Origin of the sequence: Acidovorax sp. SUPP1855, assembly GCF_030158955.1 — a bacterium.
GTDB lineage: Bacteria > Pseudomonadota > Gammaproteobacteria > Burkholderiales > Burkholderiaceae_C > Paracidovorax.
In genome coordinates, this window is record NZ_BQXI01000050.1 from 1 (window position 1) to 25,076 (window position 25,076).

At 66.0% G+C, this 25,076-nt stretch carries 19 protein-coding genes and 2 tRNA genes; 12 read left to right on the plus strand and 9 right to left on the minus strand.

Annotation, left to right across the window (positions count from 1 at the left end):
• Positions 1–657 precede the first annotated feature (657 nt).
• The gene (locus AVMA1855_RS24905) at positions 658–1,944 is read left to right on the plus strand and encodes an O-acetylhomoserine aminocarboxypropyltransferase/cysteine synthase family protein (RefSeq protein ID WP_284427755.1); all 1,287 of its coding nucleotides are present in this window, start codon (positions 658–660) and stop codon (positions 1,942–1,944) included.
• Positions 1,945–2,063: 119 nt separating this feature from the next.
• Here the strand turns inward: AVMA1855_RS24905 and egtB are convergent, their stop codons facing one another.
• Positions 2,064–3,395, minus strand: coding sequence for an ergothioneine biosynthesis protein EgtB (gene egtB / locus AVMA1855_RS24910; RefSeq protein ID WP_284427756.1), 1,332 nt, complete (start codon positions 3,393–3,395; stop codon positions 2,064–2,066).
• On the minus strand, positions 3,392–4,309 hold the full coding sequence (gene egtD / locus AVMA1855_RS24915) for an L-histidine N(alpha)-methyltransferase (RefSeq protein WP_284427757.1): 918 nt from the start codon (positions 4,307–4,309) through the stop codon (positions 3,392–3,394). The genes egtB and egtD overlap by 4 nt, the downstream gene beginning before the upstream one ends.
• Positions 4,310–4,632: 323 nt before the next feature.
• Here egtD and AVMA1855_RS24920 point away from each other — a divergent pair, with 323 nt between their 5' ends.
• Positions 4,633–5,661 (plus strand): metal-dependent hydrolase, encoded by a 1,029-nt coding sequence (locus tag AVMA1855_RS24920; protein ID WP_284427758.1) that lies wholly within the window; start codon positions 4,633–4,635, stop codon positions 5,659–5,661.
• Positions 5,662–5,727: 66 nt separating this feature from the next.
• Here the strand turns inward: AVMA1855_RS24920 and AVMA1855_RS24925 are convergent, their stop codons facing one another.
• Together AVMA1855_RS24925 and AVMA1855_RS24930 are read right to left on the minus strand one after the other, a co-directional pair.
• Positions 5,728–6,324, minus strand: a complete 597-nt coding sequence (locus AVMA1855_RS24925) for an OmpW/AlkL family protein (RefSeq protein WP_284412446.1) — start codon at positions 6,322–6,324, stop codon at positions 5,728–5,730.
• Positions 6,325–6,466: 142 nt separating this feature from the next.
• Positions 6,467–7,459 carry a DUF808 domain-containing protein gene (locus tag AVMA1855_RS24930; protein ID WP_284400141.1) on the minus strand — a complete coding sequence of 331 codons (993 nt, stop codon included), beginning with the start codon at positions 7,457–7,459 and terminating at the stop codon, positions 6,467–6,469.
• A 236-nt stretch (positions 7,460–7,695) separates the two neighbouring features.
• On the opposite strand from AVMA1855_RS24930, the gene AVMA1855_RS24935 reads away from it, so the two are divergent.
• The gene (locus AVMA1855_RS24935) at positions 7,696–8,412 is read left to right on the plus strand and encodes a class I SAM-dependent methyltransferase (protein ID WP_284427759.1); all 717 of its coding nucleotides are present in this window, start codon (positions 7,696–7,698) and stop codon (positions 8,410–8,412) included.
• Between the two features lie 69 nt (positions 8,413–8,481).
• Here the strand turns inward: AVMA1855_RS24935 and purL are convergent, their stop codons facing one another.
• Positions 8,482–12,480, minus strand: coding sequence for a phosphoribosylformylglycinamidine synthase (purL, locus tag AVMA1855_RS24940; RefSeq protein ID WP_502870378.1), 3,999 nt, complete (start codon positions 12,478–12,480; stop codon positions 8,482–8,484).
• Positions 12,481–12,701: 221 nt separating this feature from the next.
• Here purL and map point away from each other — a divergent pair, with 221 nt between their 5' ends.
• A complete protein-coding gene (map, locus tag AVMA1855_RS24945) occupies positions 12,702–13,517 on the plus strand; it encodes a type I methionyl aminopeptidase (RefSeq protein WP_272569475.1) in 816 nt (271 codons plus the stop codon).
• Between the two features lie 118 nt (positions 13,518–13,635).
• A complete protein-coding gene (locus AVMA1855_RS24950; RefSeq protein ID WP_284427760.1) occupies positions 13,636–16,230 on the plus strand; it encodes a [protein-PII] uridylyltransferase in 2,595 nt (864 codons plus the stop codon).
• 118 nt (positions 16,231–16,348) lie between these two features.
• On the opposite strand, the gene def is transcribed toward AVMA1855_RS24950, so the two are convergent.
• A complete protein-coding gene (def, locus tag AVMA1855_RS24955; protein ID WP_284427761.1) occupies positions 16,349–16,888 on the minus strand; it encodes a peptide deformylase in 540 nt (179 codons plus the stop codon).
• 88 nt (positions 16,889–16,976) lie between these two features.
• Here def and AVMA1855_RS24960 point away from each other — a divergent pair, with 88 nt between their 5' ends.
• From AVMA1855_RS24960 to AVMA1855_RS24990, 7 genes are all read left to right on the plus strand, one after another.
• A complete protein-coding gene (locus AVMA1855_RS24960) occupies positions 16,977–17,399 on the plus strand; it encodes a YbaN family protein (protein WP_284427762.1) in 423 nt (140 codons plus the stop codon).
• 92 nt (positions 17,400–17,491) lie between these two features.
• Positions 17,492–17,567: transfer RNA gene (locus AVMA1855_RS24965), tRNA-Asn, on the plus strand.
• A gap of 63 nt (positions 17,568–17,630) precedes the next feature.
• A tRNA-Asn gene (locus AVMA1855_RS24970) sits at positions 17,631–17,706 on the plus strand.
• Between the two features lie 226 nt (positions 17,707–17,932).
• Positions 17,933–18,343 carry a YgiW/YdeI family stress tolerance OB fold protein gene (locus tag AVMA1855_RS24975; protein ID WP_284427763.1) on the plus strand — a complete coding sequence of 137 codons (411 nt, stop codon included), beginning with the start codon at positions 17,933–17,935 and terminating at the stop codon, positions 18,341–18,343.
• 207 nt (positions 18,344–18,550) lie between these two features.
• A complete protein-coding gene (aat, locus tag AVMA1855_RS24980) occupies positions 18,551–19,309 on the plus strand; it encodes a leucyl/phenylalanyl-tRNA--protein transferase (RefSeq protein WP_284427768.1) in 759 nt (252 codons plus the stop codon).
• Complete coding sequence (locus tag AVMA1855_RS24985) at positions 19,306–20,043, plus strand: arginyltransferase (RefSeq protein ID WP_284412441.1); 738 nt, start codon at positions 19,306–19,308, stop codon at positions 20,041–20,043. The genes aat and AVMA1855_RS24985 overlap by 4 nt, the downstream gene beginning before the upstream one ends.
• A gap of 67 nt (positions 20,044–20,110) precedes the next feature.
• Positions 20,111–20,914 (plus strand): IclR family transcriptional regulator, encoded by an 804-nt coding sequence (locus tag AVMA1855_RS24990; protein ID WP_284427764.1) that lies wholly within the window; start codon positions 20,111–20,113, stop codon positions 20,912–20,914.
• A gap of 125 nt (positions 20,915–21,039) precedes the next feature.
• Here the strand turns inward: AVMA1855_RS24990 and AVMA1855_RS24995 are convergent, their stop codons facing one another.
• The 3 genes from AVMA1855_RS24995 to pssA form a co-directional block, all read right to left on the minus strand.
• Positions 21,040–22,137 (minus strand): serine hydrolase, encoded by a 1,098-nt coding sequence (locus AVMA1855_RS24995; RefSeq protein ID WP_284427765.1) that lies wholly within the window; start codon positions 22,135–22,137, stop codon positions 21,040–21,042.
• Positions 22,138–22,252: 115 nt separating this feature from the next.
• A complete protein-coding gene (locus tag AVMA1855_RS25000; protein WP_284406930.1) occupies positions 22,253–23,791 on the minus strand; it encodes a 2-isopropylmalate synthase in 1,539 nt (512 codons plus the stop codon).
• A 206-nt stretch (positions 23,792–23,997) separates the two neighbouring features.
• A complete protein-coding gene (gene pssA, locus AVMA1855_RS25005) occupies positions 23,998–24,831 on the minus strand; it encodes a CDP-diacylglycerol--serine O-phosphatidyltransferase (protein ID WP_284427766.1) in 834 nt (277 codons plus the stop codon).
• Positions 24,832–25,076: the final 245 nt, after the last annotated feature.

Sequence of the window (25,076 nt, forward strand, 5' to 3'; positions counted from 1 at the left end):
GGGACTTGCTCTCGCTCAGCAGGTCCACATCCAACGCAAACAGCTCGCTCAAAGATTCCCGGCCCTGCAGGCGGCGAAACTGCAGCTGTTCTCCCAATGGCGTTTGGATCGTGACGCGGCGTGTCATTGGCTGACGGTCTTTGGACCGCTCCCTCTTTTGATTTAGTGGCGCGGATGATAGCGATCTATCGTCTTTTCAAAAGAGGTAATAAGTATTTTCTATACGTATTTTTTGTTTCAAGATGAAATGAATTTTTTCAGGTTATCTGATCGGATTAACGACCGCCGAATGTCAAGGGTCAACCATGCTGATCTGGCATTGACTCCAATGTCAACCGCATAACCACACAGTCCAAACCATTACCCATATCGGCCCCTTGCCGACCTTTCGTCAGGAATCGGTTTTTGCCTGCCATGCTTTATGGTGAAAATAATTCCAGAGTACCGGACGCGTTTCGCACACGATGGCTGCCCGAACTCAAAACTGTGCCCGCCATGCGAACGCTGACACCCTTTTGTTGGCCGAAATAAGCACATAGCCAATGCGTTGTTCGGCCGCCGGGCACACGGTGCAAGAATGGCCCGCACTGCGTTGCGCAGGCCTTGCCTGCGCTTCACGCACCCTGTTCCCGTCACCCCAGAAAGAGACAGCAACCCATGCGGATCGAAACCCTCGCCGTCCATGCCGGACAGTCGCCCGACCCCACCACCAAGGCGGTGGCCGTGCCTATCTACCAGACGGTGGCCTATGCCTTCGACAGCGCCCAGCACGGCGCCGACCTGTTCGACCTCAAGGTCCAGGGCAACATCTACACGCGCATCATGAATCCGACCAACGACGTGCTGGAAAAGCGCGTCGCGGCGCTGGAGGGCGGCATCGCCGCGCTGGCCGTGGCCTCGGGCATGGCAGCCATCACTTACGCGATCCAGACCATCGCCGAAGCCGGCGACAACATCGTATCGGCCAGCACGCTCTACGGCGGCACCTACAACCTCTTCGCCCACACGCTGCCGCAGCAGGGCATCACCACGCGGTTCGCCGATCCACGCGATCCGGCCAGCTTCGCGCAGCACATCGACGCGCGCACCAAAGCCATCTTCATCGAATCCATCGGCAACCCGCTGGGCAACGTGACCGACATCGCGGCCCTGGCCCGAGTGGCGCACGACCATGGCGTGCCGCTCATCGTGGACAACACGGTGCCCAGCCCCTACCTGCTGCGCCCCATCGAACACGGCGCCGACATCGTGGTGCATTCGCTCACCAAGTACCTGGGCGGCCACGGCAACAGCGTGGGCGGCGCCATCGTGGACAGCGGCAAGTTCCCCTGGGCGAAGCACAAGGCGCGCTTTCCGCGCCTGAACGAGCCCGACGTGAGCTACCACGGCGTGGTCTATACCGAGGCGCTGGGCGAGGCGGCCTTCATTGGCCGCGCGCGTGTAGTGCCGCTGCGCAACACCGGCGCGGCTCTCGCCCCGCAGAACGCATTCCTGATCCTGCAGGGCATCGAGACGCTCGCGCTGCGCATGGACCGCATCTGCGAGAACACGCTGGCCATTGCGCGCTCGCTGCAAGGCCATCCCAAGGTGGAGTGGGTGCGCTACGCCAGCCTGCCGGACCACCCGGACCACGCGCTGGTGCAGCGCCAGCTGGGCGGACGGGCGTCGGGGATCCTGTCGTTCAGCCTGCGTTCGGAAGAAGGCACGGACCCGCGTGCGGCGGGTGCGCGCTTCCTGGATGCGCTGCAGCTCTTCACGCGCCTGGTGAACATCGGCGACGCCCGTTCGCTGGCCACGCACCCCGCATCGACCACGCACCGCCAGCTCGATGCCGGCGAACTGGCCAAGGCCGGCGTCACGGAAGGCATGGTGCGGCTGTCCGTGGGGATCGAGCACATCGAGGACCTGCAGGCCGACCTGGCGCAGGCGCTGCAGGCGGTGTGACCGCCGCGTGGCCGGGACGGCGGACTGCGGCCGCCCTCATGCGATCCATGGTCTTTTTGGCCTCCAGCACAATCAGTACTAGGGCATACCGCTATTAATTCAATAGCAAATCAACCCCATCACACATCCCGCGCCAGCCGCAGCCCCGAGAACTGCCAGCGTGCGGTGGCGGGAAAGAAGTTGCGGTAGGTCGCCCGCACGTGCCCGGCCGGCGTGGCGCACGAGCCGCCGCGCAGAACGTATTGGTTGACCATGAACTTGCCGTTGTACTCGCCCACCGCGCCCTCGGCCACGCGGAAACCGGGGTAGGCGGCGTAGCTGGACTGCGTCCACTCCCACACGTCGCCAAACATTTGCACCAGGCCCCGCCCGGCATCGGAAGCCGGCCGCGGATGCAACGTGCCGCTGTCGGCAAAATGGCCGCTGGCAGCGTTCGCCCCCTGCACGCCCTGGGAGGTGGCCGCCACCTCCCATTCGGCCTCGGTGGGCAGGCGCGCGCCGGCCCAGCGCGCATAGGCGTCGGCCTCGTAATACGACAGGTGCACCGCGGGTGCGTGGGGTTGGAGCGGGCGCGGTCCGGCCAGGGTGAACTCGTACCAGGCCGCGCCCTGGCGTTGCCAATAGATGGGGTGCGACAGCTGCTGCGCCCGCACCCAGTCCCAGCCCTCGGCCAGCCAGTGGGCGGACTCCTGGTAGCCGCCGTCCTCGACGAACGCCAGGTACTCGGCAGTGGTCACCGGCCGGTTGGCCAGCTCGAACGGCTGCAGGTACACGCGGTGGCGCGGCCCTTCGTTGTCGAAGGCGAAGCCGCCCCGGTCCCCGCCCGGATGGCCGATCTCGCACACGCCGCCGGCAAAGGGCTGCCAGGTCAGCGGGACGCCGCCGGCCGGTGAGGGCTGGGCCTGCTGCTGCGACTGCGCCTGCGCATGCCCCGGCAGGCGGTAAGCCGGCCACAGCGGGCTGCACGACAGCAGGTGCTTGACGTCGGTGAGGATCAGTTCCTGGTGCTGCTGCTCGTGCTGCAGGCCCAGTTCGACCAGGGCCGCCAGCGCGGCGTCGTCCGGTCGCTCGGCCATCAGGCGCGACATGCGGCCGTCCACGTCAGCCCGGTAGGCCAGCACCTGCGGCAGTGCGGGCCGGGTGAGCAGGCCGCGCTGCGGCCGCGGGTGCTTGTCGCCCACGCCGTTGTAGTAGGAATTGAAGATCACCCGGAAGGCGGGGTGGAACGGCGCGAAGCCGGGCTCGTTCGGCTCCAGGATGAAGGTCTCGAAGAACCAGGTGGTGTGCGCCAGGTGCCATTTCACCGGGCTGGCATCGGGCATGGATTGCGCGCAGCAATCCTCGTCGGACAGCGGCAGCGCCAGGGCCATGGAGGCCCGGCGCACCTCGGCGTAGCGGGCGCTCAGCGTGCAAGGCGCCACGGCATGGGGGGAGCGGGTGGCGAAGTTCATGGCTGGGCATGCACCACGGCGAACCAGACCCGCTCGTCCGTCCAGGCCTGCGCGCGCGAAAAACCCGCGCGCGCCAGCAGCGCCTGGAAGGCCGTGAGGCTGTATTTGTAGCTGTTCTCGGTGTGGATGCGCTCGCCCGCGGCGAAGTCGCGCCCTCCGCCGGGCCAGCGCACCTGCGCACTCTCGCGGGCCTCCAGGTGCATTTCGATGCGCGACTGCTCCCCATTAAAGAAGGCCCGGTGCTCCCACGCCTCGGGCGTGAAATCGCTGCCGATGAGCCGGTTCACATGAGCCAGTACGTTGCGGTTGAACGCGGCCGTGACACCGGCTGCATCGTCGTAGGCCGCCTGCAGCACGTCCACGTCCTTGGGCAGGTCGATGCCGATCAGCAGCGCGCCGTCGGCATCCACCAGCGCACGCATGCGCGACAGCAGTTCCAGCGCCTGGGGCGGGTCGAAATTGCCGATCGACGAGCCGGGGTAGAACACCACGCGGCGTGCGCGGGGAATGTCCGGGGTCAACTGGATGGGGCGGGTCAGATCGCCCGCCACCGCATGGGCCTGCAGTGCGGGCAGGTCGCTGCACAGGCGGGCCACGCCCTCGCGCAGGAAGTCCGCCGAGATGTCCACGCCCACGAACCGCTCGGGCTGCAGCAGGCGGCACAGCGTGCGCGCCTTCTCGCAGTTGCCCGCGCCCAGTTCGATGACGGTGCCGCCCTGCCCCACGGCGCGGGCGATGTCGTCGCCGTGCGTCCGCATGAGCGCGTGCTCGGTGCGCGTGGGGTAGTACTCGGGCAATCGGGTGATTTCCTCGAACAGCTGGGAGCCCCGCTGGTCGTAGAAATACTTGGGGGAAATGCACGCGGGACGGCGGGCCAACCCCTGGAGGATGTCGTGGTGCGGTGTGTTCTGCATGTCGCTCGGGGGATGGGTCTGTCGGATCGCGGCGCACCGGGGGCGGCGCGGCTGCAACGCATGGCCGTCTCCAATCGCTCTTCGGCAACCTGAAACGGCCATGTAACAGAGCATTACAGACGCCCCGCCACCCGGATGTAGGACACGTCCGCAAATCCATCAGCGCCATCCGGCAGCACATAGGCTGCGCTTTCTGGGACACGCACCGCCATCGTCCCCGCCACCGCACGGTTTTTTCGAAGGCCCCGGGGCGCATCGGCGCGGCTGGGCCAAACTCTGCCGGTCGACACCACCGGCCGGCTACCACGGCCTGCTTCGCTGCCATGGATTCCCTGACCCAGATCGCCCTTGGTTCCGCCGTTTCGCTCGCCGTGATGGGCCGGCGCACCGCCCCCTGGAAAGCCGCGCTGTGGGGGGCGGTGGCCGGCACGCTGCCGGACCTGGACGCGTTCATCGACCACGGCAATGCGATTGCCAACATGGTCGAGCACCGGGCGGAAAGCCATGCCCTGCTGTACCTCAGCCTGTTTTCGCTGCCCCTGGGCGCACTGGTGGCCCGCCTGCATGGCGAGCAGGCCGGCTGGCGAAGGTGGTGGCTGGCGATGTGGCTCGCGCTCGTCACCCACCCGCTGCTGGATGGCATGACGGTGTACGGCACCCAGTTGTGGAAACCGTTCACCAGCCACCCGTACGGGGTGGGCAGCATCTTCATCATCGACCCGCTGTACACCGTGCCGCTGATCGTCGGCGTGGTCGCCGCGCTGGCGAGCGGCCCGCCGGTCGGGGCCCGCTGGAACCGCTGGGGCCTGGCGCTCAGCACGCTCTACCTGGCGTGGAGCGTGGGCGTGCAGCAGCACGTCACCGGCGTGGCGATGGCATCCTTGCGCACGCAGGGCCTGCCGGTGCAGACGTTGCTGGTGACGCCCACCCCGTTCAACACCCTGCTGTGGCGGGTGGTGGCGGTCACGCCCACCCAATATGCCGAAGGCTTCTACGCCCTGGCCGACGGCAACAGGCCCATGCAATGGACGGTGCACGAGCGCGGAGCCCCGCTGATCCAGCGCTACGGAGCCGTGCCGGCCGTGCAGCGGGTGGCGCGCTTCAGCCACGGCTTTTATCGCATGCGTTCGCGGGACGGCCGCGTCTTCGTGACCGATCTGCGCATGGGGCAGGAGCCCGACTACAGCTTCCAGTTCGATCTCGGCACGCCCGCGCAACTGGACGCCGGCCAGCCCGAGGTGGCGCTGCGCGGACAGCGCCCGGACATCGGCACGGCCCTCGCCGCGCTGTGGCGGCGCATGTGGGGACATGCGGGCGGCGCGGGGCCGTTCGGTGCCGGCACGGCCCCATGAAAAAAGCCGGCGCCACGCGCCGGCTTTCCCCACCAGGCTGTCAATGGCCGCACCCGCGGCCCGCGGTCAGAACCGCCAGCCCAGGCCCACGCCGGCCAGCACGGGATCGATCTTGAAGGTGCCCAGCTTGGCACCGGCTGCGAACACGTCGGTCTGGATGTAGACCTTCTTCACGTCGAAGTTCAGCACCAGGTTCTTGGTGAGGGGAATGTCCACGCCGACCTGCAGGGCGCCGCCCCAGCTGCTCTTGTCGATGCTCACGCCGGCGGGCAGGCGCACACTGGAAAACCGCGTGTAGTTCACGCCCGCGCCCACGTAGGGACGAAAGCCCGCGGTGTCGAAGTGGTACTGCAGCATCAGCGAAGGCGGCAGGTGCTTGAGCGTGCCGATCTGCGCGTTCAGGGCGCTGGAGGACAGCCGCTGCTTCTGGGGCACGGTCAGCACCAGCTCGGCGGCGATGTTGCGGTTGAAGAAATACGAGATGTCGACTTCAGGCAGCGTCTTGTCGTTGATCGACAAGCCCAGGCCGGTGCTGTCCTTGTTGGAGGAATCCAAGTTCACGGCACGCGCACGAACGAGCCAGGGGCCTTCCGCCGTTTGCGCGAAGGCGGCGCCGGAGGTCAATGCGCACAGCACGGCCAGGGCCAGCAGGTTTTTTTTCATACGGAAACTCGATGCGTTGAACGGGGACGACCCCCGTGCATGCATTGGGCCGGCAAACGGCCCGGGCGGCCTTGCCATGGATCAAACCGCCGGCAGGTTGTGCCGCGGGCCGCGAGGGCCTGAAAGCGCCCTCTCCCCGCTCTCAGTGCGCGCCCTTGCCCCGCATGCGCTGCACCAGCGTGACCACCGCCAGCACGGCGGCACCGGCCACGATGCCCACCACCGCATTGAGCAGGTTGGGCACCAGCACGCGCCACAGGCCGCCCGCCGGCCACTGGGCCGCCGATGCGGCCAGGCCCTCGACCGCGTGGTGTATGGCGGGCACGCCATGCACCAGAATGCCGCCGCCCACGAGGAACATGGCCGCCGTGCCGGCGACCGAGAGCACCTTCATGAGCCAGGGCGCGGCAGCCACGATGCCGCGGCCCAGCGCCTGCGCAGCGCGTCCCGTCTTGCGGGTGAGCCACAGGCCCAGGTCGTCCAGCTTGACGATGCCGGCCACCAGGCCGTACACGCCCACCGTCATGATGAGCGCGATGCCGGCCAGCACGGCCACCTGCTGCCCGAACGGGGCACTGGCGACCGTGCCCAGCGTGATGGCGATGATCTCGGCGGACAGGATGAAGTCGGTACGCACCGCGCCCTTGACCTTATCCTTCTCGAAGGCGGCGATGTCCACCGCCGGGTTGGCGTTGGCCAGGGCATGCGCCTCGCGGCCCGCCTCTTCCTTGGGGGCATCGCCGTGGGGCAGGAACCGGTGCGCCAGCTTCTCCGCGCCCTCGAAGCACAGGAACGCGCCGCCCACCATGAGCAGCGGCGTCACCGCCCAGGGAATGAAGGCGCTGATCAGCAGCGCGGCCGGCACCAGGATGGCCTTGTTGACGAGCGAGCCCTTGGCCACCGCCCAGACCACCGGAATCTCGCGATCGGCGCGCACGCCCGTGACCTGCTGGGCATTGAGCGCCAGATCGTCGCCCAGCACGCCGGCGGTTTTCTGCGCCGCCACCTTGGTCATGACGGACACGTCATCGGCCATGGCAGCACTCTTCTTGGCCGCGACCTTGGTCATCAGGGCCACGTCGTCCAGAACGGTGGCGATATCGTCGAGCAGCGTCAAAAGGCTGGCACCGGCCATGGGAATCCTTAAAAAATCGAGGGAGGGAGCGGGTCCGTGGGCCACGGCGCGAGAGTCGGCAAAGCCACGGGAGCGCCGCGCGGGCCGGGCATGCCGGCCGAAAAACCAGGCGCCCATCGCCCAGGCGGCGCCCACTATAGCAACGCCCTGCGATGGGTCCGTGTCGGTGCAAGGCGCATACTGGCGGCCTTCCCACCGATATCGGGGTCCTGCACGCGGGCTCTCGCTCCCGCAGCATGCCAGGCTACCTGACCAAGCAAGAAAACATCGCCATCGCCGGCGTCGACGACCTCGTCATCCGCTCCCTGCTGGACCGCCAGCAGTTCTCCGACCCCCTAGGCGACGCCGAAACCCTGGGCATCTCCTCCGCCGCCTGGCCTCTTTTCGGCCTGCTGTGGCCCTCGGGTGCGCAACTGGCCGCGCGCATGGCGGCGCGGCCCGTGCAGGCGGGCGAGCGCATCCTGGAGTTGGGCTGCGGCCTGGCACTGGCCAGCCTGGTGTGCCACCGGCAAGGCGCCGACGTGACCGCGAGCGACTGCCACCCGCTGGCCGGCACCTTCCTGCGCGAGAACCTGCGCCTGAACGGCATGGGCACCATGAAGTACCGCCAGGGCCAATGGGGCAGCGGCGAAGCGCTGGGCCCGCCGCAGCAGGACGAGAGTCCGCTCGCGCAGGCGCACGGCGGCCCGGTGCATGGACTGTTCGACCTCATCATGGGCAGCGACCTGCTGTATGAACGCGACGCCCGCGCCAGCCTCGCGCATTTCATCGACCTGCACGCGGGCCCCGCGGCCCAGGTCTGGATCGTGGACCCGGACCGGGGCAACCGCGCCACCTTCAGCAAGCAGATGGCCGCGCAGGGCTTCGGCCTGCGCGAAGAACGGCTGGACCGCGCCGCGCTGGACGATGCGCCCGCCTACAAAGGCAGACTGCTGGTGTACCGCCGCACCTGAACGCCGAAGACGGCCCGAGCGCACCGGCCGCCGTAGCGCGCCGGACGCGCTCCCGGCTCTTCGGCTTTCTCAGCCCACCCAGCGGCGCGCGTTGCGCCAGATGCGCATCCACGGGCTCAGCGCGCTGCGGTCGCCGCTGGTCCAGCTCATCTGCACGTTGCGGAACACGCGTTCGGCGTGCGGCATCATGGCCGTGAAGCGCCCATCGGCCGTGGTCACCGCCGTGAGGCCGCCCGCGCTGCCGTTGGGGTTGAACGGGTACTGCTCGGTGGCCGCGCCGTGGTGGTCCACATACCGCATGGCAGAGATGGTCTGGGCCGGGTCGCCGCGGTACTTGAAGTTGGCGTAGCCCTCGCCGTGCGCCACGGCAATCGGCAGGCGGCTGCCCGCCATGCCGGCGAAGAACAGGCTGGGCGACTCCAGCACCTCCACCAGCGACAGCCGCGCCTCGAAGCGCTCGCTCTGGTTGGTGGTGAAGCGCGGCCAGGCCTCGGCGCCGGGAATGATGTCGGCCAGTTCGGCGAACATCTGGCAGCCGTTGCACACGCCCAGGCCGAAGGTGTCCTTGCGGCCGAAGAAGCCCTGGAACTGCTCCGACAGCACCGGGTTAAACGTGATCGAACGCGCCCAGCCGATGCCGGCGCCCAGCGTGTCGCCGTAGCTGAAGCCGCCGCAGGCCACCACGCCGGCGAAGTCCGACAGCTGCGCGCGGCCGGTCTGCAGGTCGGTCATGTGCACGTCGTAGGCCTCGAAGCCCGCCTCGGTGAAGGCGTAGGCCATCTCGATGTGCGAGTTGACCCCCTGCTCGCGCAGGATGGCGACCTTCGGCCGCGCGAGGTTCAGGAACGGCGCGGCCACGTCCTCGGCCGGATCGAACGTGAGCGCCACGTGCAGGCCCGGATCATTGGGCACGCCTGCGGCGGCATGCTCGGCATCGGCCGTGGCCGGGTTGTCGCGCTGCTGCGTGATCTTCCAGCTCACCGCGTCCCACACCTGGTGCAGGTCGGACAGGGTGGCGCTGAACACGCTCTTGGCATCGCGCCACACCTGCAGCTCGCCCTTGCCGGCGTCCATGGTGGACGAGGCAGGCCGCGTCTTGCCGATGAAGTGGCTGGACCGGGACAGGCCGTGCTCGCGCAGGGTCTGCATGACCTCGTTGCGCTCGGCGGTGCGCACCTGCAGCACCACGCCCAGCTCTTCGTTGAACAGCGCCTTGAGCGTCAGCTCCTCACGGCGCGCGCTCACCTGCGAGGCCCAGTTCTTGGCGTCGCCCGTTTCCATGCGGCTGTCGCTGATGCCGTCGCCCTCGGTCACGAGCAGATCGACGTTCAGCGCCACGCCCACATGGCCGGCGAAAGCCATCTCGGCCACCGCGGCCAGCAGGCCGCCGTCGCTGCGGTCGTGGTAGGCCAGGATCTGGCCCTTGGCGCGCAGCGCGTTCACGGCATCGACCAGGCGCACCAGGTCCTGCGCGTCGTCCAGGTCGGGCGCCACGTCGCCGCTCTGGCCCAGCACCTGGCCCAGGATGCTGCCGCCCATGCGGGCCTTGCCATGGCCCAGGTCGATCAGCACCAGCGTGGTGTCGTCCTCCGCCGCGTCCAGCTGCGGCGTGAGCGTGCCGCGCACGTCGGCCAGCGTGGCGAAGGCGCTGACGATCAGGCTCACGGGGGAAGTGACCTTCTTCGCACCGCTTTCATCTTTCCACTGGGTGCGCATGGACAGCGAATCCTTGCCCACCGGGATCGAAATGCCCAGCGCCGGGCACAGCTCCATGCCCACGGCCTTCACGGTGGCGTACAGCGCGGCATCCTCGCCGGGCTCGCCGCAGGCGGCCATCCAGTTGGCGGAGAGCTTCACGCGCGGCAGTTCGATGGGCGCGGCCAGCAGGTTGGTGATGGCCTCGGCCACGGCCATGCGGCCCGACGCGGGCGCGTCGATGGCGGCCAGCGGCGTGCGCTCGCCCATGCTCATGGCCTCGCCGGCAAAGCCCTGGAAGTCGGCCAGCGTGACGGCGCAGTCGGCCACCGGCACCTGCCAGGGGCCCACCATCTGGTCGCGGTGCGACAAGCCGCCCACCGTGCGGTCGCCGATGGTGATGAGAAAGCGCTTGCTCGCCACCGTGGGGTGCGCCAGCACGTCGATCACCGCCTTTTGCAGCGCCACGCCCGTGAGGTCGATGGGCGCGAATTCGCGCTGCACGGTCTTCACGTCCCGGTGCATCTTGGGCGGCTTGCCCAGCAGCACTTCCATGGGCATGTCCACCGGCAGCTTCTGATCGCCGGTGGCGGCCGTGTCCTCCAGCACCAGCTGGCGGTGCTCGGTGGCGGTGCCGATCACGGCGAACGGGCAGCGCTCGCGCTCGCAGAAGGCGCGGAACTGCTCCAGCGATTGCGGCGCGATCGCCAGTACGTAGCGCTCCTGGCTTTCGTTAGACCAGATCTCTTTCGGGGCCAGGCCCGACTCTTCGAGCTGCACCGCGCGCAGGTCGAAGTGCGCACCCCGGCCGGCGTCGTTGGTCAGCTCGGGGAAGGCATTGGACAGCCCGCCCGCGCCCACGTCGTGGATCGCCAGGATGGGGTTGGCCGCACCCTGCGCCCAGCAGTGGTTGATGACCTCCTGCGCGCGGCGCTCGATCTCGGGGTTGCCGCGCTGCACGGAGTCGAAATCGAGCTCCGCCGCGTTCGCGCCCGTGGCCATGGAACTGGCCGCGCTGCCACCCATGCCGATGCGCATGCCCGGGCCGCCCAGCTGGATCAGCAGCGAGCCGGCCGGGAATTCGATCTTCTGCGTGAGGCCCGCATCGATGGTGCCCAGGCCGCCGGCGATCATGATGGGCTTGTGGTAGCCCCGGTCCACGCCGCCCACCGACTGCTCGTATTCGCGGAAATAGCCCAGCAGGTTGGGCCGGCCGAACTCGTTGTTGAACGCCGCGCCGCCCAGGGGGCCTTCCACCATGATCTGCAGCGGGCTGGCGATGTGCTCGGGCTTGCCGAACTCGCCGCCCCAGAGCTTGGACACCGTGAAGCCGGTCATGCCTGCCTTGGGCTTGGAGCCGCGGCCGGTGGCGCCCTCGTCGCGGATCTCGCCGCCCGCTCCGGTGGAAGCGCCGGGGAACGGCGAGATGGCCGTGGGGTGGTTGTGCGTTTCCACCTTCATCAGGATGTGGTTCGTGACGCTACTCTTTTCATAGCACACTGCCCTAGTGGAATTTGCACTGGCGGGCATTTTGGCCAAAAACCGCTCGACGCGCGTGCCTTCCATGACCGAGGCGTTGTCCGAATACGCCACCACCGTGTGCTGGGGCGCCAGCTGGTGGGTGTTGCGGATCATGGCGAACAGGCTCTTGTCCTGCTTCTCGCCGTCGATGGTGAACTGCGCGTTGAAGATCTTGTGGCGGCAGTGCTCGCTGTTGGCCTGCGCGAACATCATCAGTTCCACGTCGGTGGGGTTGCGCGCCAGGCCCTGGAAGGCATTGACGAGGTAGTCGATCTCGTCGTCGGCCAGCGCCAGGCCCCACTGGGCGTTGGCCGCCTCGACCGCCGCGCGCCCGCCGCCCAGCACATCGACGAACTCCATCGGCGCGGCCGGCAGCTCGGTGAAGAGGGCCTCGGCGCCCGAGCGGTCCCACACCACCGATTCGGTCATGCGGTCGTGCAGCAGCGCGGCGATCTGCCCGCGCTGCGCGTCGGTCAGCGTGGGCGTGCCGCCCAGCAGGCCGGATTTGAGCGAGAGGCGGTACTCGGTGATGCGCTCCACGCGGCGCAGCGCCAGGCCGCAGTTGTGCGCGATGTCGGTCGCCTTCGACGCCCAGGGCGAGACCGTGCCCAGGCGCGGCGTGACGACGATGGCCGGGCCATCGGCCGGGCCGCCGTAGGGGTCCCCATAGGTCAGCAGCGCGGCGAAGCGGCCGCTTTCGGCCGGGGTGGGCGCCGCGTCGGTGGCCACCAAGTGCACGAAGCGGGCGGCGATGCCCGTGATGCGATCGTGGATGGCCTGCAGCGCGGGCAGCAGCTGGCGCATGCGGAAGGCGCTGAGGGCGTTGCCGCCTTCGAACGTGCTGAGGTGCAAGGAGGGCTTCGTGGACGATGTCGGCGAGATCACTTCGGCGGCCTGTTGGGTGATGGAAAAGGTGCGGCCCCACCCTGAACCGCCGGCCGCTGACTGGGGGCGGCTGGGCAGGGTGCGGAGAATGCTGAGCCCGGCATTTTACCGGGGGCGGATCGCATCGCCGACGAGGCCTTCGCCCGCGTGGCCCGCATCGGCCAAGCGCCGATGGGATAATTGGCCCCATGAGCATCACCATCAAAGACGCCGAAGGCATCGCCGGCATGCGAGAGGCATGCCGACTGGCTTCGGAAGTGCTGGACTACATCGCGCCCCACATCCAGCCTGGCATCACCACGAACGAAATCGACCGCCTCGCGGCCGAATGCATGGCGCAGCAGGGCACCATCTCCGCCACCATCGGCTACCAGCCGCCCGGCTATCCGCCCTACCCCAAGTCGCTGTGCACGTCGATCAACAACGTGGTCTGCCACGGCATCCCGAACGACAAGCCCCTGAAGAAGGGCGACATCATGAACGTGGACGTCACCGTCATCACCAAGGACGGCTGGTACGGCGACAACAGCCGCATGTACCTGATCGGCGACGTCTCCATCGCCGCCAAGCGCCTGTGCAGCCTTACCTTCGACGCCATGTGGATCGGCATCCAGCGCGTCAAGCCCGGCGCCCGCCTGGGCGACATCGGCCACGCCATCCAGAAGTACGCCGAGGGCCACGGTCTGTCGGTGGTGCGCGAGTTCTGCGGCCACGGCATCGGCCAGAAATTCCACGAAGAGCCCCAGGTGCTGCACTACGGCTACCCCGGCACACTGGATGAGCTGCTGCCCGGCATGACCTTCACCATCGAGCCCATGCTGAACGCCGGCCGCCGCGAGGTGAAGGAATTCGGCAACGACGGCTGGACCATCGTGACCAAGGACCGCAGCCTGTCGGCCCAGTGGGAGCACACCGTGCTGGTGACCGAGACCGGCTACGAAGTCCTGACCCTGTCGGCCGGATCGCCGCCGCTGCCGGCCTTCGTGACCGCCACGAAGACCTGACCGGAACACGGCGCGCGGGCCGGCCGCGCGGCGGCCGGGCGCACGGTTCTTGCTTGTCTGGTGCTAACCTGCCCACCGCTCCGTTGCCCCACCCGCACCTGCCACCCCGCCGCCGTCCATGACCGACCTGCAAACCCTGCGCGACGCCTACCGCCAAGACAAGGCCACCCTGCTCGCGTCGCTGCAATCCACGGGCGCATCCACGCGCGGCGTTCGCACCCTGCTGCACAAGCTCTCCACCCTGGCGGACCGCCTGCTGCGCCAACTGTGGCAGCGCGCCGGCATGCCGGACGACCTGACGCTGGTGGCCGTGGGGGGCTACGGCCGGGCGCAGCTCTTTCCCCATTCCGACGTCGACGTGCTCGTCCTGCTGCCGGACGGCGCCACGCCCGGGGCCGGCTGCGCCTTGTCCACGTGCATCGAATCGTTCATCGGCAGCTGCTGGGACGCGGGCCTGGAGATCGGCTCCAGCGTGCGCACGGTGGCCGAGTGCCTGACCGAATCCGCGGCCGATGTGACCGTGCAGACCTCGCTGCTCGAAGCCCGCCGCGTCTGCGGCAGTGCGCCGCTGTTCGCCGCGTTCCAGCAGCGCTACGACGCGCAGATGGACGCGCAGGACTTCCTCATCGCCAAGACGCTGGAGATGCGCCAGCGCCACACCAAGTACGAAAACACGCCCTACTCGCTGGAACCCAACTGCAAGGAATCGCCCGGCGGCCTGCGCGACCTGCAGACGGTGCTGTGGGTCGCGCGCGCGGCCGGCCTGGGACGCGACTGGCGCGAACTGGCCGCCAACGGCATGGCCACGCCGTTCGAAGTGGCCCAGATCGAGCGCAATGAGGCCGTGCTGTTCCTCATCCGCGCGCGTCTGCACGCCGTGGCCGGCCGCCACGAGGACCGGCTGGTGTTCGACCTGCAGACCGCCGTGGCCGAATCGTTCGGCTACCGCTCCCACTCGCCCGACGGCAAGCGCCTGGCCATGCGCGCGAGCGAAACCCTCATGCGCCGCTATTACTGGGCCGCCAAGGCCGTGTCGCAGCTCAGCCAGATCCTGCTGCTGAACATCGAAGAGCGGCTCAGCCCCTCCACGCACGAGCTGCACCGCATCAACGATCGCTTCTTCGAAAAGGCCGGCCTCGTCGAAGTGGCCAGCGACGACCTGTACGAGAAGCACCCCCACGCCATCCTGGAAACCTTCCTGCTCTACGAGACCACGCTGGGGCTGAAGGACCTGTCGGTGCGCACGCTGCGCGCGCTCTACAACGCCCGCGGGGCGATGGACAGCGCCTTCCGCCGCGACCCGGTCAACCGCGCGACCTTCATGAAGATCCTGCGGCAGCCCTCGGGCATCACGCATGCGATGCGGCTCATGAACCAGACCTCGGTGCTGGGCCGCTACCTCTGGCCGTTTCGCCGCATCGTGGGCCAGATGCAGCACGACCTGTTCCACGTCTACACCGTGGACCAGCACATCCTGATGGTGCTGCGCAACGTGCGCCGCTTCTTCATGGCCGAGCATGCGCACGAATACCCGTTCTGCTCGCAGTTGGCCGGCGGCTGGGACAAGCCGTGGCTGCTGTACCTGGCGGCGCTGTTCCACGACATCGGCAAAGGCCGCGGCGGCGACCACTCCAAGATCGGTGCCGAGGAAGTGCGCCACTTCTGCCGCCAGCACGGCGTGGACGAGGAAGACGCGGCACTGGTCGAGTTCCTGGTGCGCGAGCACCTGGCCATGAGCCAGGTCGCGCAAAAGCAGGACCTGTCCGATCCGGACGTGATCGGCGCTTTCGCCCAGCGCGTGGGCAGCGAGCGCCGCCTCACCGCGCTGTACCTGCTCACCGTGGCGGACATCCGCGGCACCAGCCCCAAGGTCTGGAACGCGTGGAAGGGCAAGCTGCTGGAAGACCTGTACCGCGCCACGCTGCGCGCCCTGGGCGGCCACGCCCCCAATGCCGCCGCCGAAATCGAGGCCCGCAAGCGCGAAGCCATGGTCATGCTGGCGCTGCAGGCCCAGCCGTTCGAGGCGCACAAGAAGCTGTGGGACACGCTGGACGTGGGCTATTTCATGCGGCACGAAGCCGCCGACATCGCCTGGCACACGCGCCACCTCTCGCGCTACGTTGGCACCGGCCGCACGGTGGTCCGCGCGCGGCAGTCGCTGGCGGGCGAGGGCCTGCAGGTGGCGGTTTATGCGCCCGACCAGCCCGACCTCTTCGCCCGCATCTGCGGCTATTTCGACCGGGCGGGCTTCAGCATCCTCGATGCGCGGGTGCACACCGCCCACGATGGCTGCGCGCTCGATACGTTCCAGGTCGTGGCCTCGGAGCAGGCCGGACACTACCGCGAACTCACGCACATGGTGGAGAGCGATCTCGCCCGCGCGATCGAGGACGAAACCGCGGGCCTGCCCGAGCCGGCGCGCAAGCGCGTCTCGCGCCGCGTGAAGAGCTTTCCCGTGGCCCCGCGCGTCACGCTGCGCCCCGACGAGAAAGCCCAGCGCTGGCTCATCAACATCTCCGCCAGCGACAGGGCGGGCCTGCTCTACCTGGTGGCGCGCATCCTTTCGCGCCACCACCTGAGCGTGCAGCTGGCCAAGGTCAGCACCCTGGGCGAGCGGGTGGAGGACACCTTCCTCGTGCACGGCCCGGAACTGCAAAGCAACGCACGGCAGATACAGATCGAGACCGAACTGCTGAACGCGTTGTCCGAGTGAAGGGCCACCGGGATCCATCGCATCCGATGCTACCTATTTGATAGCACGACGCCCTAGTATTGTTTGCGCTGGCGGCCAATTCCATTCATCTTTTCCGAGGCAACGCTTGCCTGGTCCGTCAGTCGTCTTCCGCGTCGGCGAGCTCGGGAAACAGCACCTCGGTGTAGCCGAACTGGGAGAAATCGCGCACCCGCATCGGGTAGAGCTTGCCGATCAGGTGGTCGCATTCGTGCTGCACCACGCGCGCATGGAACCCCTCCGCCGTGCGATCGATCGGGTCGCCATACGGGTCCAGGCCCTGGTAGCGGATGCGGGACCAGCGCGGCACCTTGCCGCGCAGGCCAGGAACGGACAGGCACCCTTCCCAGTCCTCTTCCTCCTCGTCGCCCAGTGGGGTGATCTGCGGGTTGAGCAACACGGTGCGCGGCACCAGGGGCCGGTCGGGGTAGCGGGGGTTCTTGCGGTCCGAGCCGAAGATCACCAGTTGCAGATCCACGCCGATCTGCGGCGCGGCCAGGCCGGCGCCATTGACTGCCTCCATGGTGTCCAGCATGTCGCGTACCAGCAGGTGCAGCGCGTCGGTATCGAACTCGGTCACGGGCTGGGCCACGAGCAGCAGGCGCGGATCGCCCATCTTGAGAATGTTTTGAACGGTCATGGGAATGAAAAGAAGGGCCGACGGTCAGCGTCGAAGTGCCCGCAGCATAGCGCGCCGACCAACCCCATGCCGCAGGCACAATCCAGGCATGCCGCCCCCGCCAGCGCCTTTGCCACCGCCGCCGCCCCGCCCTGCCCCGCTGCCCCTGCCGGTGCGCTGGCTGCTGCTGTGCTTTGCGGTGCTGAGCCTGGCGACAGGCATCATCGGCATCTTCGTGCCCGGTCTGCCGACCACGGTGTTCATCCTCATGACCGGCTGGGCGGCGGCTCGCAGTTCGCCCCGGCTGCACGCGTGGCTGTGGCGCCACGCGCTTTTCGGCCCCATGCTGCGCGACTGGGCCAACGGCGGCCAGGTGAGCCGCCGCGCCAAATGGAGCGCCAGCATCCTCATGGCGCTCGCGGCGGCCGTGCTCGTCTTCAGCCACGCACCCCGCTGGGTTGCCATCAGCGCTTCGCTGTGCATGGCGTGCGTGCTCGCCTGGCTTTGGCAGCGGCCGGAGCCGGCCCGTTGAGGGCCCATGGGAAGCAACCTGCAACCCGATCCATCAGGCAGCCGCAGTTCTTCGAATTTGCTCACTTTTTGTGTATATAATCTAAGTCTTGTTCCTCGATAGCTCAGTCGGTAGAGCGCCGGACTGTTAATCCGTAGGTCCCTGGTTCGAGCCCAGGTCGAGGAGCCAAGATCATCAAGGCCTTGCATGTGTACGCAGGGCCTTTTACATCGCTAGTCAGATACCGAATATTCCTCGATAGCTCAGTCGGTAGAGCGCCGGACTGTTAATCCGTAGGTCCCTGGTTCGAGCCCAGGTCGAGGAGCCATTGACAGCCTTCCAGGCTGTACAAAAGCCCGCTATTTCATCGATAGCGGGCTTTTTTGTTGTCTGCCGGTCCCTTGATTTTTTGGCTAGGCATTGCCGACATCGACCGAATCGACCGTCCGGCCATCGCCTACACCCCGCCCTCTGCCGCTTCGGCATCCTTTGTGGTTCCTTGCTGCGGGTCACCCAACCCGCAGGCCATTCAACCATCCCAAAGGAGTGAAGCCATGCAGAAACCCGCCACCGCGCTCTTTATCACCCTCGGCCTGCTGGGCACCGCCGCACCGGCCATGGCGCAGTACACCGGTCCCACCACAGGCGAACGTGCTGCAGCACCGGCAGCCGGCAGCGGCTACACCGGGCCCACCTCGGTGCCCACGATGACGGTCAAGCAACTGCTTGACACCGCCACGGACGACCAGCACGTCCGCCTGCAAGGCCGCATCGTGTCCCACGACGGTGGCAAAAACTACACCTTCGCAGACGACAGCGGCCGCATGCCCGTCGAGATTTCGGACAAACGCTTTCCGGCAGGCCAACCCATCAGTGCCCAGCAGCGGGTGGAACTGGTGGGAGAGGTCGACAAGGGCATTCGCAAAATGGAGTTCGAGGTGGAGCAGGTTCGCCTGATTCCCTGATCGGATAAAGCTGGGGCCCGAGCGCCGCCACTCGCCCCAGTGAAAGGCCATCCGCAGGGATGGCCTTTTTGCCATCGCCTGCTGAAGGCAAGCTTGGATCGACTCCATCCAAGCAGTTTCCGCACAACCGATCCGAAGGCGGCGTCTCTGCCCCGCAGCCCTGCGCACTCGGCGACAATGCGTTGCTTCTTCCATTCTTCCCTGTGCATGGCTGACGATCATTTGCCTTGGCTGCAACCCGGCGACGAATTTCCCAGCGTGGCGCTCAGCTGGGGCAGCGAATCCGCGGCCCCGGGACTGCTGGCCGCTGGTGGAAATCTCAGCGTCGCCCAGTTGAAAAGTGCCTACCAGCGAGGCATTTTTCCGTGGTTCAGCCCCGGGCAACCCGTGCTTTGGTGGAGCCCCGATCCCCGCATGGTGCTGCCCGTGGCGGAATTTCGGCTGCACCGGTCGCTGCGCCGCACCTTGCAGAAATTCCGCCTCTCGCCCCAGTGCGAAATCCGCGTGGACCATGACTTCGGCGCGGTCATCAAGGCCTGTGCCGGCACGCCCCGATCGGGCCAGAACGGAACCTGGATCGTGCCGCAGATGGTGGACGCCTATCGTGCATTCCACGCCGCCGGTTTTGCGCACAGTGTGGAAACGTGGGTCGACGGCCGGCTCGTCGGCGGGCTGTACTTCATTGCGCTGGGCAAGGCTGTTTTTGGCGAATCGATGTTCGCCCACGCCACCGATGCATCCAAGGTCGCGCTCGCAGCTTTCGTCTGTTTGTGCCGGCACCACGGCGTGGCCCTCATCGACTGCCAGCAGAACACGGCCCATCTGGCATCCTTCGGCGCCCATGAAATAGACCGCGCCCGGTTCCTCGACCACGTGGCAAAGGCCTCCCAGGAAGCACCGGTTTCCTGGAAATTCGAGCCCGTATACTGGACTGCGCTGATGCACCCTACCGGGAACCCGGGATGACGCAACTCAACGATTTGCCACTGCACACCTTGCAGTTCTACGCCACGGCGCCTTATCCATGCAGCTACCTGCCTGCACGGCAGGCGCGCTCGCAGGTTGCCACGCCCAGCCACCTGATCCAGAACGACGTGTATTCGGACTTGGTGGCGCGGGGGTTTCGCCGCAGCGGCATGTTCACCTACCGCCCCTACTGCGATGGCTGCCAGGCATGCACGCCGTTGCGCGTGCTGACCAAATCCTTCAAGCCCGATCGCAGCCAGCGTCGTGCGTGGGCGAAGCACGGCAACCTGCAGGCACGCGTCCTGCGCCTGGGCTACGTGCCCGAGCACTATCAGCTTTATCTGCGCTACCAGAACCTGCGCCACTGCGGCGGCGGCATGGACCACGACAGCATCGACCAGTACACCCAGTTCCTGCTGCAAAGCCGGGTCAACTCCCGGCTCGTGGAGTTCCGCGAACCCGACGTGGACGGTGCGCCCGGTGCATTGCGGATGGTCTCGATCCTGGACGTGCTGGACGATGGGTTGTCGGCCGTGTACACGTTCTACGAACCCGATCCCGGCTGCAGCTACGGCACCTACAACGTGCTTTGGCAAATCGAGCAGGCGCGCACCCTGGATCTGCCCTATGTCTACCTGGGCTACTGGATCGAAGAAAGCCCGAAGATGAACTACAAGGCGCGCTTCCTGCCCCACGAGTTGCGGATCGACGGCGAATGGAGACTCGCGCCCTGAAGTGGTGAAGACGGCCGCCCTGCATTTCACAAGATAAAATGCGCGCTTCTCGTCAACACACATCACCATGAAAAAAGACGATGCCGGCGCGCCTGCCAAACCCAGCGTCCAGGTGCTGGAGCGCATGTTTGCACTCATCGACGTGCTCACCTCGCGCGAGGAGTCGATTTCCCTCAAGGAAATCAGCGAGAAGACCGGGTTGCACCCTTCCACGGCCCACCGCATCCTGAACGACCTGACCATTGGCCGTTTTGTGGACCGCCCGGAATCTGGCAGCTACCGCCTCGGCATGCGTTTGCTGGAATTGGGCAACCTGGTGAAAGCGCGCCTGAGCGTGCGCGATGCGGCGTTGACCCCGATGCGCAACCTGCACAAGCTGATTCAGCAGCCCGTCAATCTGAGCATGCGCCAGGGCGATGAGATCGTGTATGTCGAGCGTGCCTACAGTGAACGCTCCGGCATGCAGGTGGTCCGGGCCATCGGTGGCCGAGCGCCGCTGCACCTGACTTCGACGGGAAAACTGTTTCTGGCCGCAGACGACCCACAACGGGTGAGGGCCTATGCGATGCGCACCGGTCTGTCGGGGCACACCCGCAACAGCATCACGCAGCTGCCGGTCCTGGAGCGCGAACTGGGCAAAGCCCGCCAATACGGCATTGCGCGAGACAACGAGGAACTCGAACTCGGCGTGCGCTGCATGGCAGCGGGCGTGTATGACGATCAGGCCAATCTGGTCGCAGGCCTTTCGATCTCCGCGCCCGCGGATCGACTGGATGAGAACTGGTTGCCCAAGCTCCAGGCGACTGCCAGCGAAATTTCCCAGGCCTTGGGCTATTCGACCAACCGGCGCGACAAATCAGCTGCACCCTAGCGAGCCCCAAGAAGAAACGCGCATTGCAAGCAATGCGCGTGGTTCAAAGGGGTCGGATCACCTTTGGTCTTTCACCTCTCCAATCTCAAGCCCTGCCATTCAGAACAGGCGGGGCCCGAGCAGCGTCAAGGCTTCGTGCCGATGGCGTGCAGAGTGGGCGCACCGCCAATAGAAGGCAGTTTTTCCACCCAATTGCGCACGCGCTCGGCATCGCCCAGTCGGCTGAACTTGCCTGCCGAGTCCAGGAAAACCATGATCAGCTTGCGGCCCGATATCTGGGCCTGCATCACCAGGCAACGGCCTGCTTCGGAGATGTAGCCCGTCTTCTGAAGGCCGATGTCCCAAGCCGGGCTTTTCACGAGTCGATTGGTGTTGTTGTACTGCAGCGTGCGGCGCCCCACGGCCACTTCATAGCTGGGAGACGTGGTGAGTTCGCGCAGCATGGGATCGCCATGGGCAATGTTCACCAAGGTGGCCAGATCGCGGGCACTGGACTGGTTATGGCTGGACAGGCCCGTGGGCTCGACATAACGGGTATCCGTCATGCCCAGCAGCTTCGCCTTGGCGTTCATCTGCGCAACGAAAGCCTCCAGCCCGCCGGGGAAGGTGCGACCCAGGGCATGGGCTGCCCGGTTTTCGCTGGACATGAGGGCCAGATGCATCATCTCGCCTCGCGTGAGGGTCGTGCCCACGGCCAAACGGGAACTGCTGAACTTCTCGGTATCCACATCGTCTTGCGTGATGGTGATGGGCTCATCCATCGGCAAGTGGGCCTGCGATACGAGCAGCCCGGTCATCAATTTGGTCAGCGATGCAATCGGCAGAACGGCATGGTCGTTCTTGCTCAGCAAGACTTCGTTGGTCTCCTGGTCGATGACCAAGGCCACGCTGGACTTCAAATCCAGGGGGTCGGTGAGGGAATGCAGGCCTGCAACTTGCCCGAAGGACAGCTTTTCAGGGACGGCCGCCATGCGCGTGGCAGCCTTCACGCTGCGCGCGGATGCGCGAGTGGTGGCCTTGACACGGGTCACGGCTTTGCGAGAAACCACCGTGGCAGAGCGTGCCACAGGACGCTGTTTGGCCGTCGAGGATGCAGCCTGCTTCTTGACCTGCACCTTCTTTCGCTCTGCCGCGTGCACCGAGGTGGCCGTGAGCGCAATGCTCATCGCAAGGAATGCGACGGTGCGAAAAAAACGAGAAGAAGCGCGAGGGCGTACGTGCATCAGAATGCTCCAAGCGGTAAATAGTGTTTGTCAGTGTACAGAATCGAAAAAAGTCGCGCAAGATCAATACCTTGCGCGACCTTTCAATAAAGTGAATGAATTATAAATTCGATGGTCAGCCTTGTGCGGCGACTCGATCGGCTTTACTTTGTAATTTGTTCAACGCACTGATGTAGGCTTTGGCTGACGCGACCACGATGTCGGGATCTGCGCCCACCCCGTTCACCACCCTGCCGCTGTTCTGCAGCCGCACCGTCACCTCCCCCTGGCTCTCCGTCGAACCGCTGATGGCATTGACCGAATAGAGCACCATTTCGGCTCCGCTCTTGACGTGCGACTCGATGGCCTTGAGTGAAGCATCCACGGGCCCATTGCCGTCCGATTGGCCCCGCACCTCCTTGCCGCCCACCGTGAAGACGATGGTGGCCTGCGGGCGCTCGCCGGTTTCGCTGTGCTGTGACAACGACACGAAGCCGTATTGCTCCTGCTCGTTGGCAGCACTTTCACCGCTGACCAGCGCCAGAATGTCTTCGTCGAAGATCTCGCTTTTGCGGTCTGCCAGTTCCTTGAACTTGGCGAAGGCGCTGTTGACATCAGTTTCGCTGTCAAGCTGCACGCCCAATTCAAGCAAACGCTGCTTGAAGGCATTGCGGCCGCTCAGCTTGCCCAGCACGATCTTGTTGGCAGACCAGCCCACATCCTCGGCGCGCATGATCTCGTAAGTGTCGCGGGCCTTCAGCACGCCGTCCTGGTGGATGCCGCTGGCATGCGCGAAAGCGTTGGCGCCCACCACGGCCTTGTTAGGCTGTACGACGAACCCCGTGGTCTGGCTGACCATGCGGCTTGCCGCCACGATGTGCTGGGCCTCGATGCCCAGCTCCAGTCCAAAGTAGTCCTTGCGCGTCTTGACGGCCATCACGATCTCTTCCAGCGAGCAGTTGCCTGCCCGCTCGCCCAGCCCGTTGATCGTGCACTCGACCTGGCGGGCACCACCGATCTTCACGCCAGCCAGAGAGTTGGCCACCGCCATGCCCAGATCGTTGTGGCAATGCACCGACCAGATGGCCTTGTCGCTGTTGGGAATCCGCTCCCGCAGGGTTTTGATGAAGTTGCCATACAGCTCGGGAACCGCATAGCCGACGGTATCGGGCACGTTGATCGTGGTGGCTCCTTCTGCAATCACGGCTTCCAGGACGCGGCACAGGAAATCCATCTCGCTGCGATAGCCGTCTTCCGGGCTGAACTCGATGTCGCCGATCAGGTTGCGGGCGAATCGAACCGACTGTTTGGCCTGCTCCAGCACCTGCTCGGGGGTCATGCGCAGCTTCTTCTCCATGTGCAGCGGGCTCGTCGCAATGAACGTATGGATGCGTGCGCTATTGGCCCCTTTCAGCGCTTCCGCCGCGCGCGAAATATCACGATCGTTCGCGCGGGACAGGGAGCAGATGGTCGAGTCCTTGATGGCTTGCGCAATGGACTGTACCGCCTCGAAATCCCCGTTGGAGCTGGCAGCAAACCCCGCTTCAATCACATCGACCTTGAGACGCTCGAGTTGGCGCGCAATGCGCAGCTTCTCGTCCTTGGTCATGGATGCGCCAGGCGACTGCTCGCCGTCGCGCAACGTGGTGTCGAAAATGATCAGCTTGTCTGCCATTGTGTTTCTCCAGAGATGGTGGGGCCGCAACGTTGAAATTCTGGCACGCAAAGCAAAAAGGCCCGCTGCGGATGCATACGGGCCTTTTTGCAAGAAGAGCGCCTGTGCGCTAGCGTCTTCGCCCGAAAGCGAATAGCGATAGCAGCGGCAGTGCCAGCGTTTTCATGCGGCGCAATGTAGCACACCAGCCTGACGCAGCGGCGCAATCACTTGTGCAAGCCACGTTCGTCCGGCTCGTCGGTGGACATGCTGATCACGCTGCTGTGCTGCCCTTTCGCCTTGCGCCACGCATAGACGAAGTATCCGCTCAGGCCATACAGCACGAACACGCTGAACAGCACGGTGGGTGGGTGGATGTTGATGATGGCGATACCCAGCGCGATCAAAACGATCACGGCGAACGGCACGCTCTTCTTCATCTGAATGTCTTTGAAACTGTAAAACGGGACATTGGTCACCATCGTAAGGCCCGCATACAGCGTGAAGCCGAACATGGTCCAGCTCACCTGTGACCAGCTCATCCAGCCCGTCTCGCCGCGGCGCACACCGAGTTCCGTCAACAACCAGATGAAGCCTGCCACCAATGCGGCGGCGGCAGGCGATGGCAAGCCTTGAAAGTACCGCTTGTCCACCACGCCGGTGTTCACATTGAAACGGGCCAATCGCAGGGCTGCACAGGCGCAATAAACGAAAGCGGCGATCCATCCCCAGCGTCCCAGCCCCTTCAGCGCCCACTCATAGGCAATGAGCGCTGGTGCGGCTCCGAAAGACACCATGTCGGAGAGCGAGTCCATCTGCTCGCCAAAGGCACTCTGCGTATTGGTCATCCGAGCCACGCGCCCGTCCAGGCTGTCGAGCACCATGGCGCAGAACACACCGACGGCCGCAAGGTCGAAGCGGCCATTCATGGCCATCACGATGGCATAGAACCCCCCGAAAAGCGCCGCCAACGTGAACAGATTGGGCAGTATGTAGATACCTTTTCGCCGCTTGCGCACCACCAGGGGCGTGTCATTGGCGAAATCATTGCCCTCGTGCATCAAAAGAACCTCCAGCGCCCGCGCCTTCAGCGCAAACAGCTATCAAAATTAGAGTACCTCTGCCGGATCCCTGCGATCGGCGGACAGCGGAGTGTAGTGCCTGCACACACCACGAGAATGACCCGTCCTGGAATAGGTTGACACCTATGCGGGACTGAACCCTAGCCGTAATTGGCTTGCAAGAGACGCCCGGTGCACCGCATCGGGCGTTTTGTATTCTAGGGACAGGTGGGGCCGCTGCTCGT

Coding starts and splice junctions, on each gene's coding strand:
- AVMA1855_RS24935 (WP_284427759.1), top strand. CDS start 7,696: ATGCCAGGCTACCTGACCAAGCAAGAAAACATCGCCATCGCCGGCGTC.
- AVMA1855_RS24905 (WP_284427755.1), top strand. CDS start 658: ATGCGGATCGAAACCCTCGCCGTCCATGCCGGACAGTCGCCCGACCCC.
- def (WP_284427761.1), bottom strand. CDS start 16,888: ATGACCGTTCAAAACATTCTCAAGATGGGCGATCCGCGCCTGCTGCTC.
- aat (WP_284427768.1), top strand. CDS start 18,551: ATGGCTGACGATCATTTGCCTTGGCTGCAACCCGGCGACGAATTTCCC.
- AVMA1855_RS24950 (WP_284427760.1), top strand. CDS start 13,636: ATGACCGACCTGCAAACCCTGCGCGACGCCTACCGCCAAGACAAGGCC.
- map (WP_272569475.1), top strand. CDS start 12,702: ATGAGCATCACCATCAAAGACGCCGAAGGCATCGCCGGCATGCGAGAG.
- AVMA1855_RS24925 (WP_284412446.1), bottom strand. CDS start 6,324: ATGAAAAAAAACCTGCTGGCCCTGGCCGTGCTGTGCGCATTGACCTCC.
- pssA (WP_284427766.1), bottom strand. CDS start 24,831: ATGCACGAGGGCAATGATTTCGCCAATGACACGCCCCTGGTGGTGCGC.
- AVMA1855_RS24985 (WP_284412441.1), top strand. CDS start 19,306: ATGACGCAACTCAACGATTTGCCACTGCACACCTTGCAGTTCTACGCC.
- AVMA1855_RS24995 (WP_284427765.1), bottom strand. CDS start 22,137: ATGCACGTACGCCCTCGCGCTTCTTCTCGTTTTTTTCGCACCGTCGCA.
- AVMA1855_RS24930 (WP_284400141.1), bottom strand. CDS start 7,459: ATGGCCGGTGCCAGCCTTTTGACGCTGCTCGACGATATCGCCACCGTT.
- AVMA1855_RS24920 (WP_284427758.1), top strand. CDS start 4,633: ATGGATTCCCTGACCCAGATCGCCCTTGGTTCCGCCGTTTCGCTCGCC.
- AVMA1855_RS24990 (WP_284427764.1), top strand. CDS start 20,111: ATGAAAAAAGACGATGCCGGCGCGCCTGCCAAACCCAGCGTCCAGGTG.
- egtD (WP_284427757.1), bottom strand. CDS start 4,309: ATGCAGAACACACCGCACCACGACATCCTCCAGGGGTTGGCCCGCCGT.
- AVMA1855_RS24960 (WP_284427762.1), top strand. CDS start 16,977: ATGCCGCCCCCGCCAGCGCCTTTGCCACCGCCGCCGCCCCGCCCTGCC.
- egtB (WP_284427756.1), bottom strand. CDS start 3,395: ATGAACTTCGCCACCCGCTCCCCCCATGCCGTGGCGCCTTGCACGCTG.
- AVMA1855_RS24975 (WP_284427763.1), top strand. CDS start 17,933: ATGCAGAAACCCGCCACCGCGCTCTTTATCACCCTCGGCCTGCTGGGC.
- AVMA1855_RS25000 (WP_284406930.1), bottom strand. CDS start 23,791: ATGGCAGACAAGCTGATCATTTTCGACACCACGTTGCGCGACGGCGAG.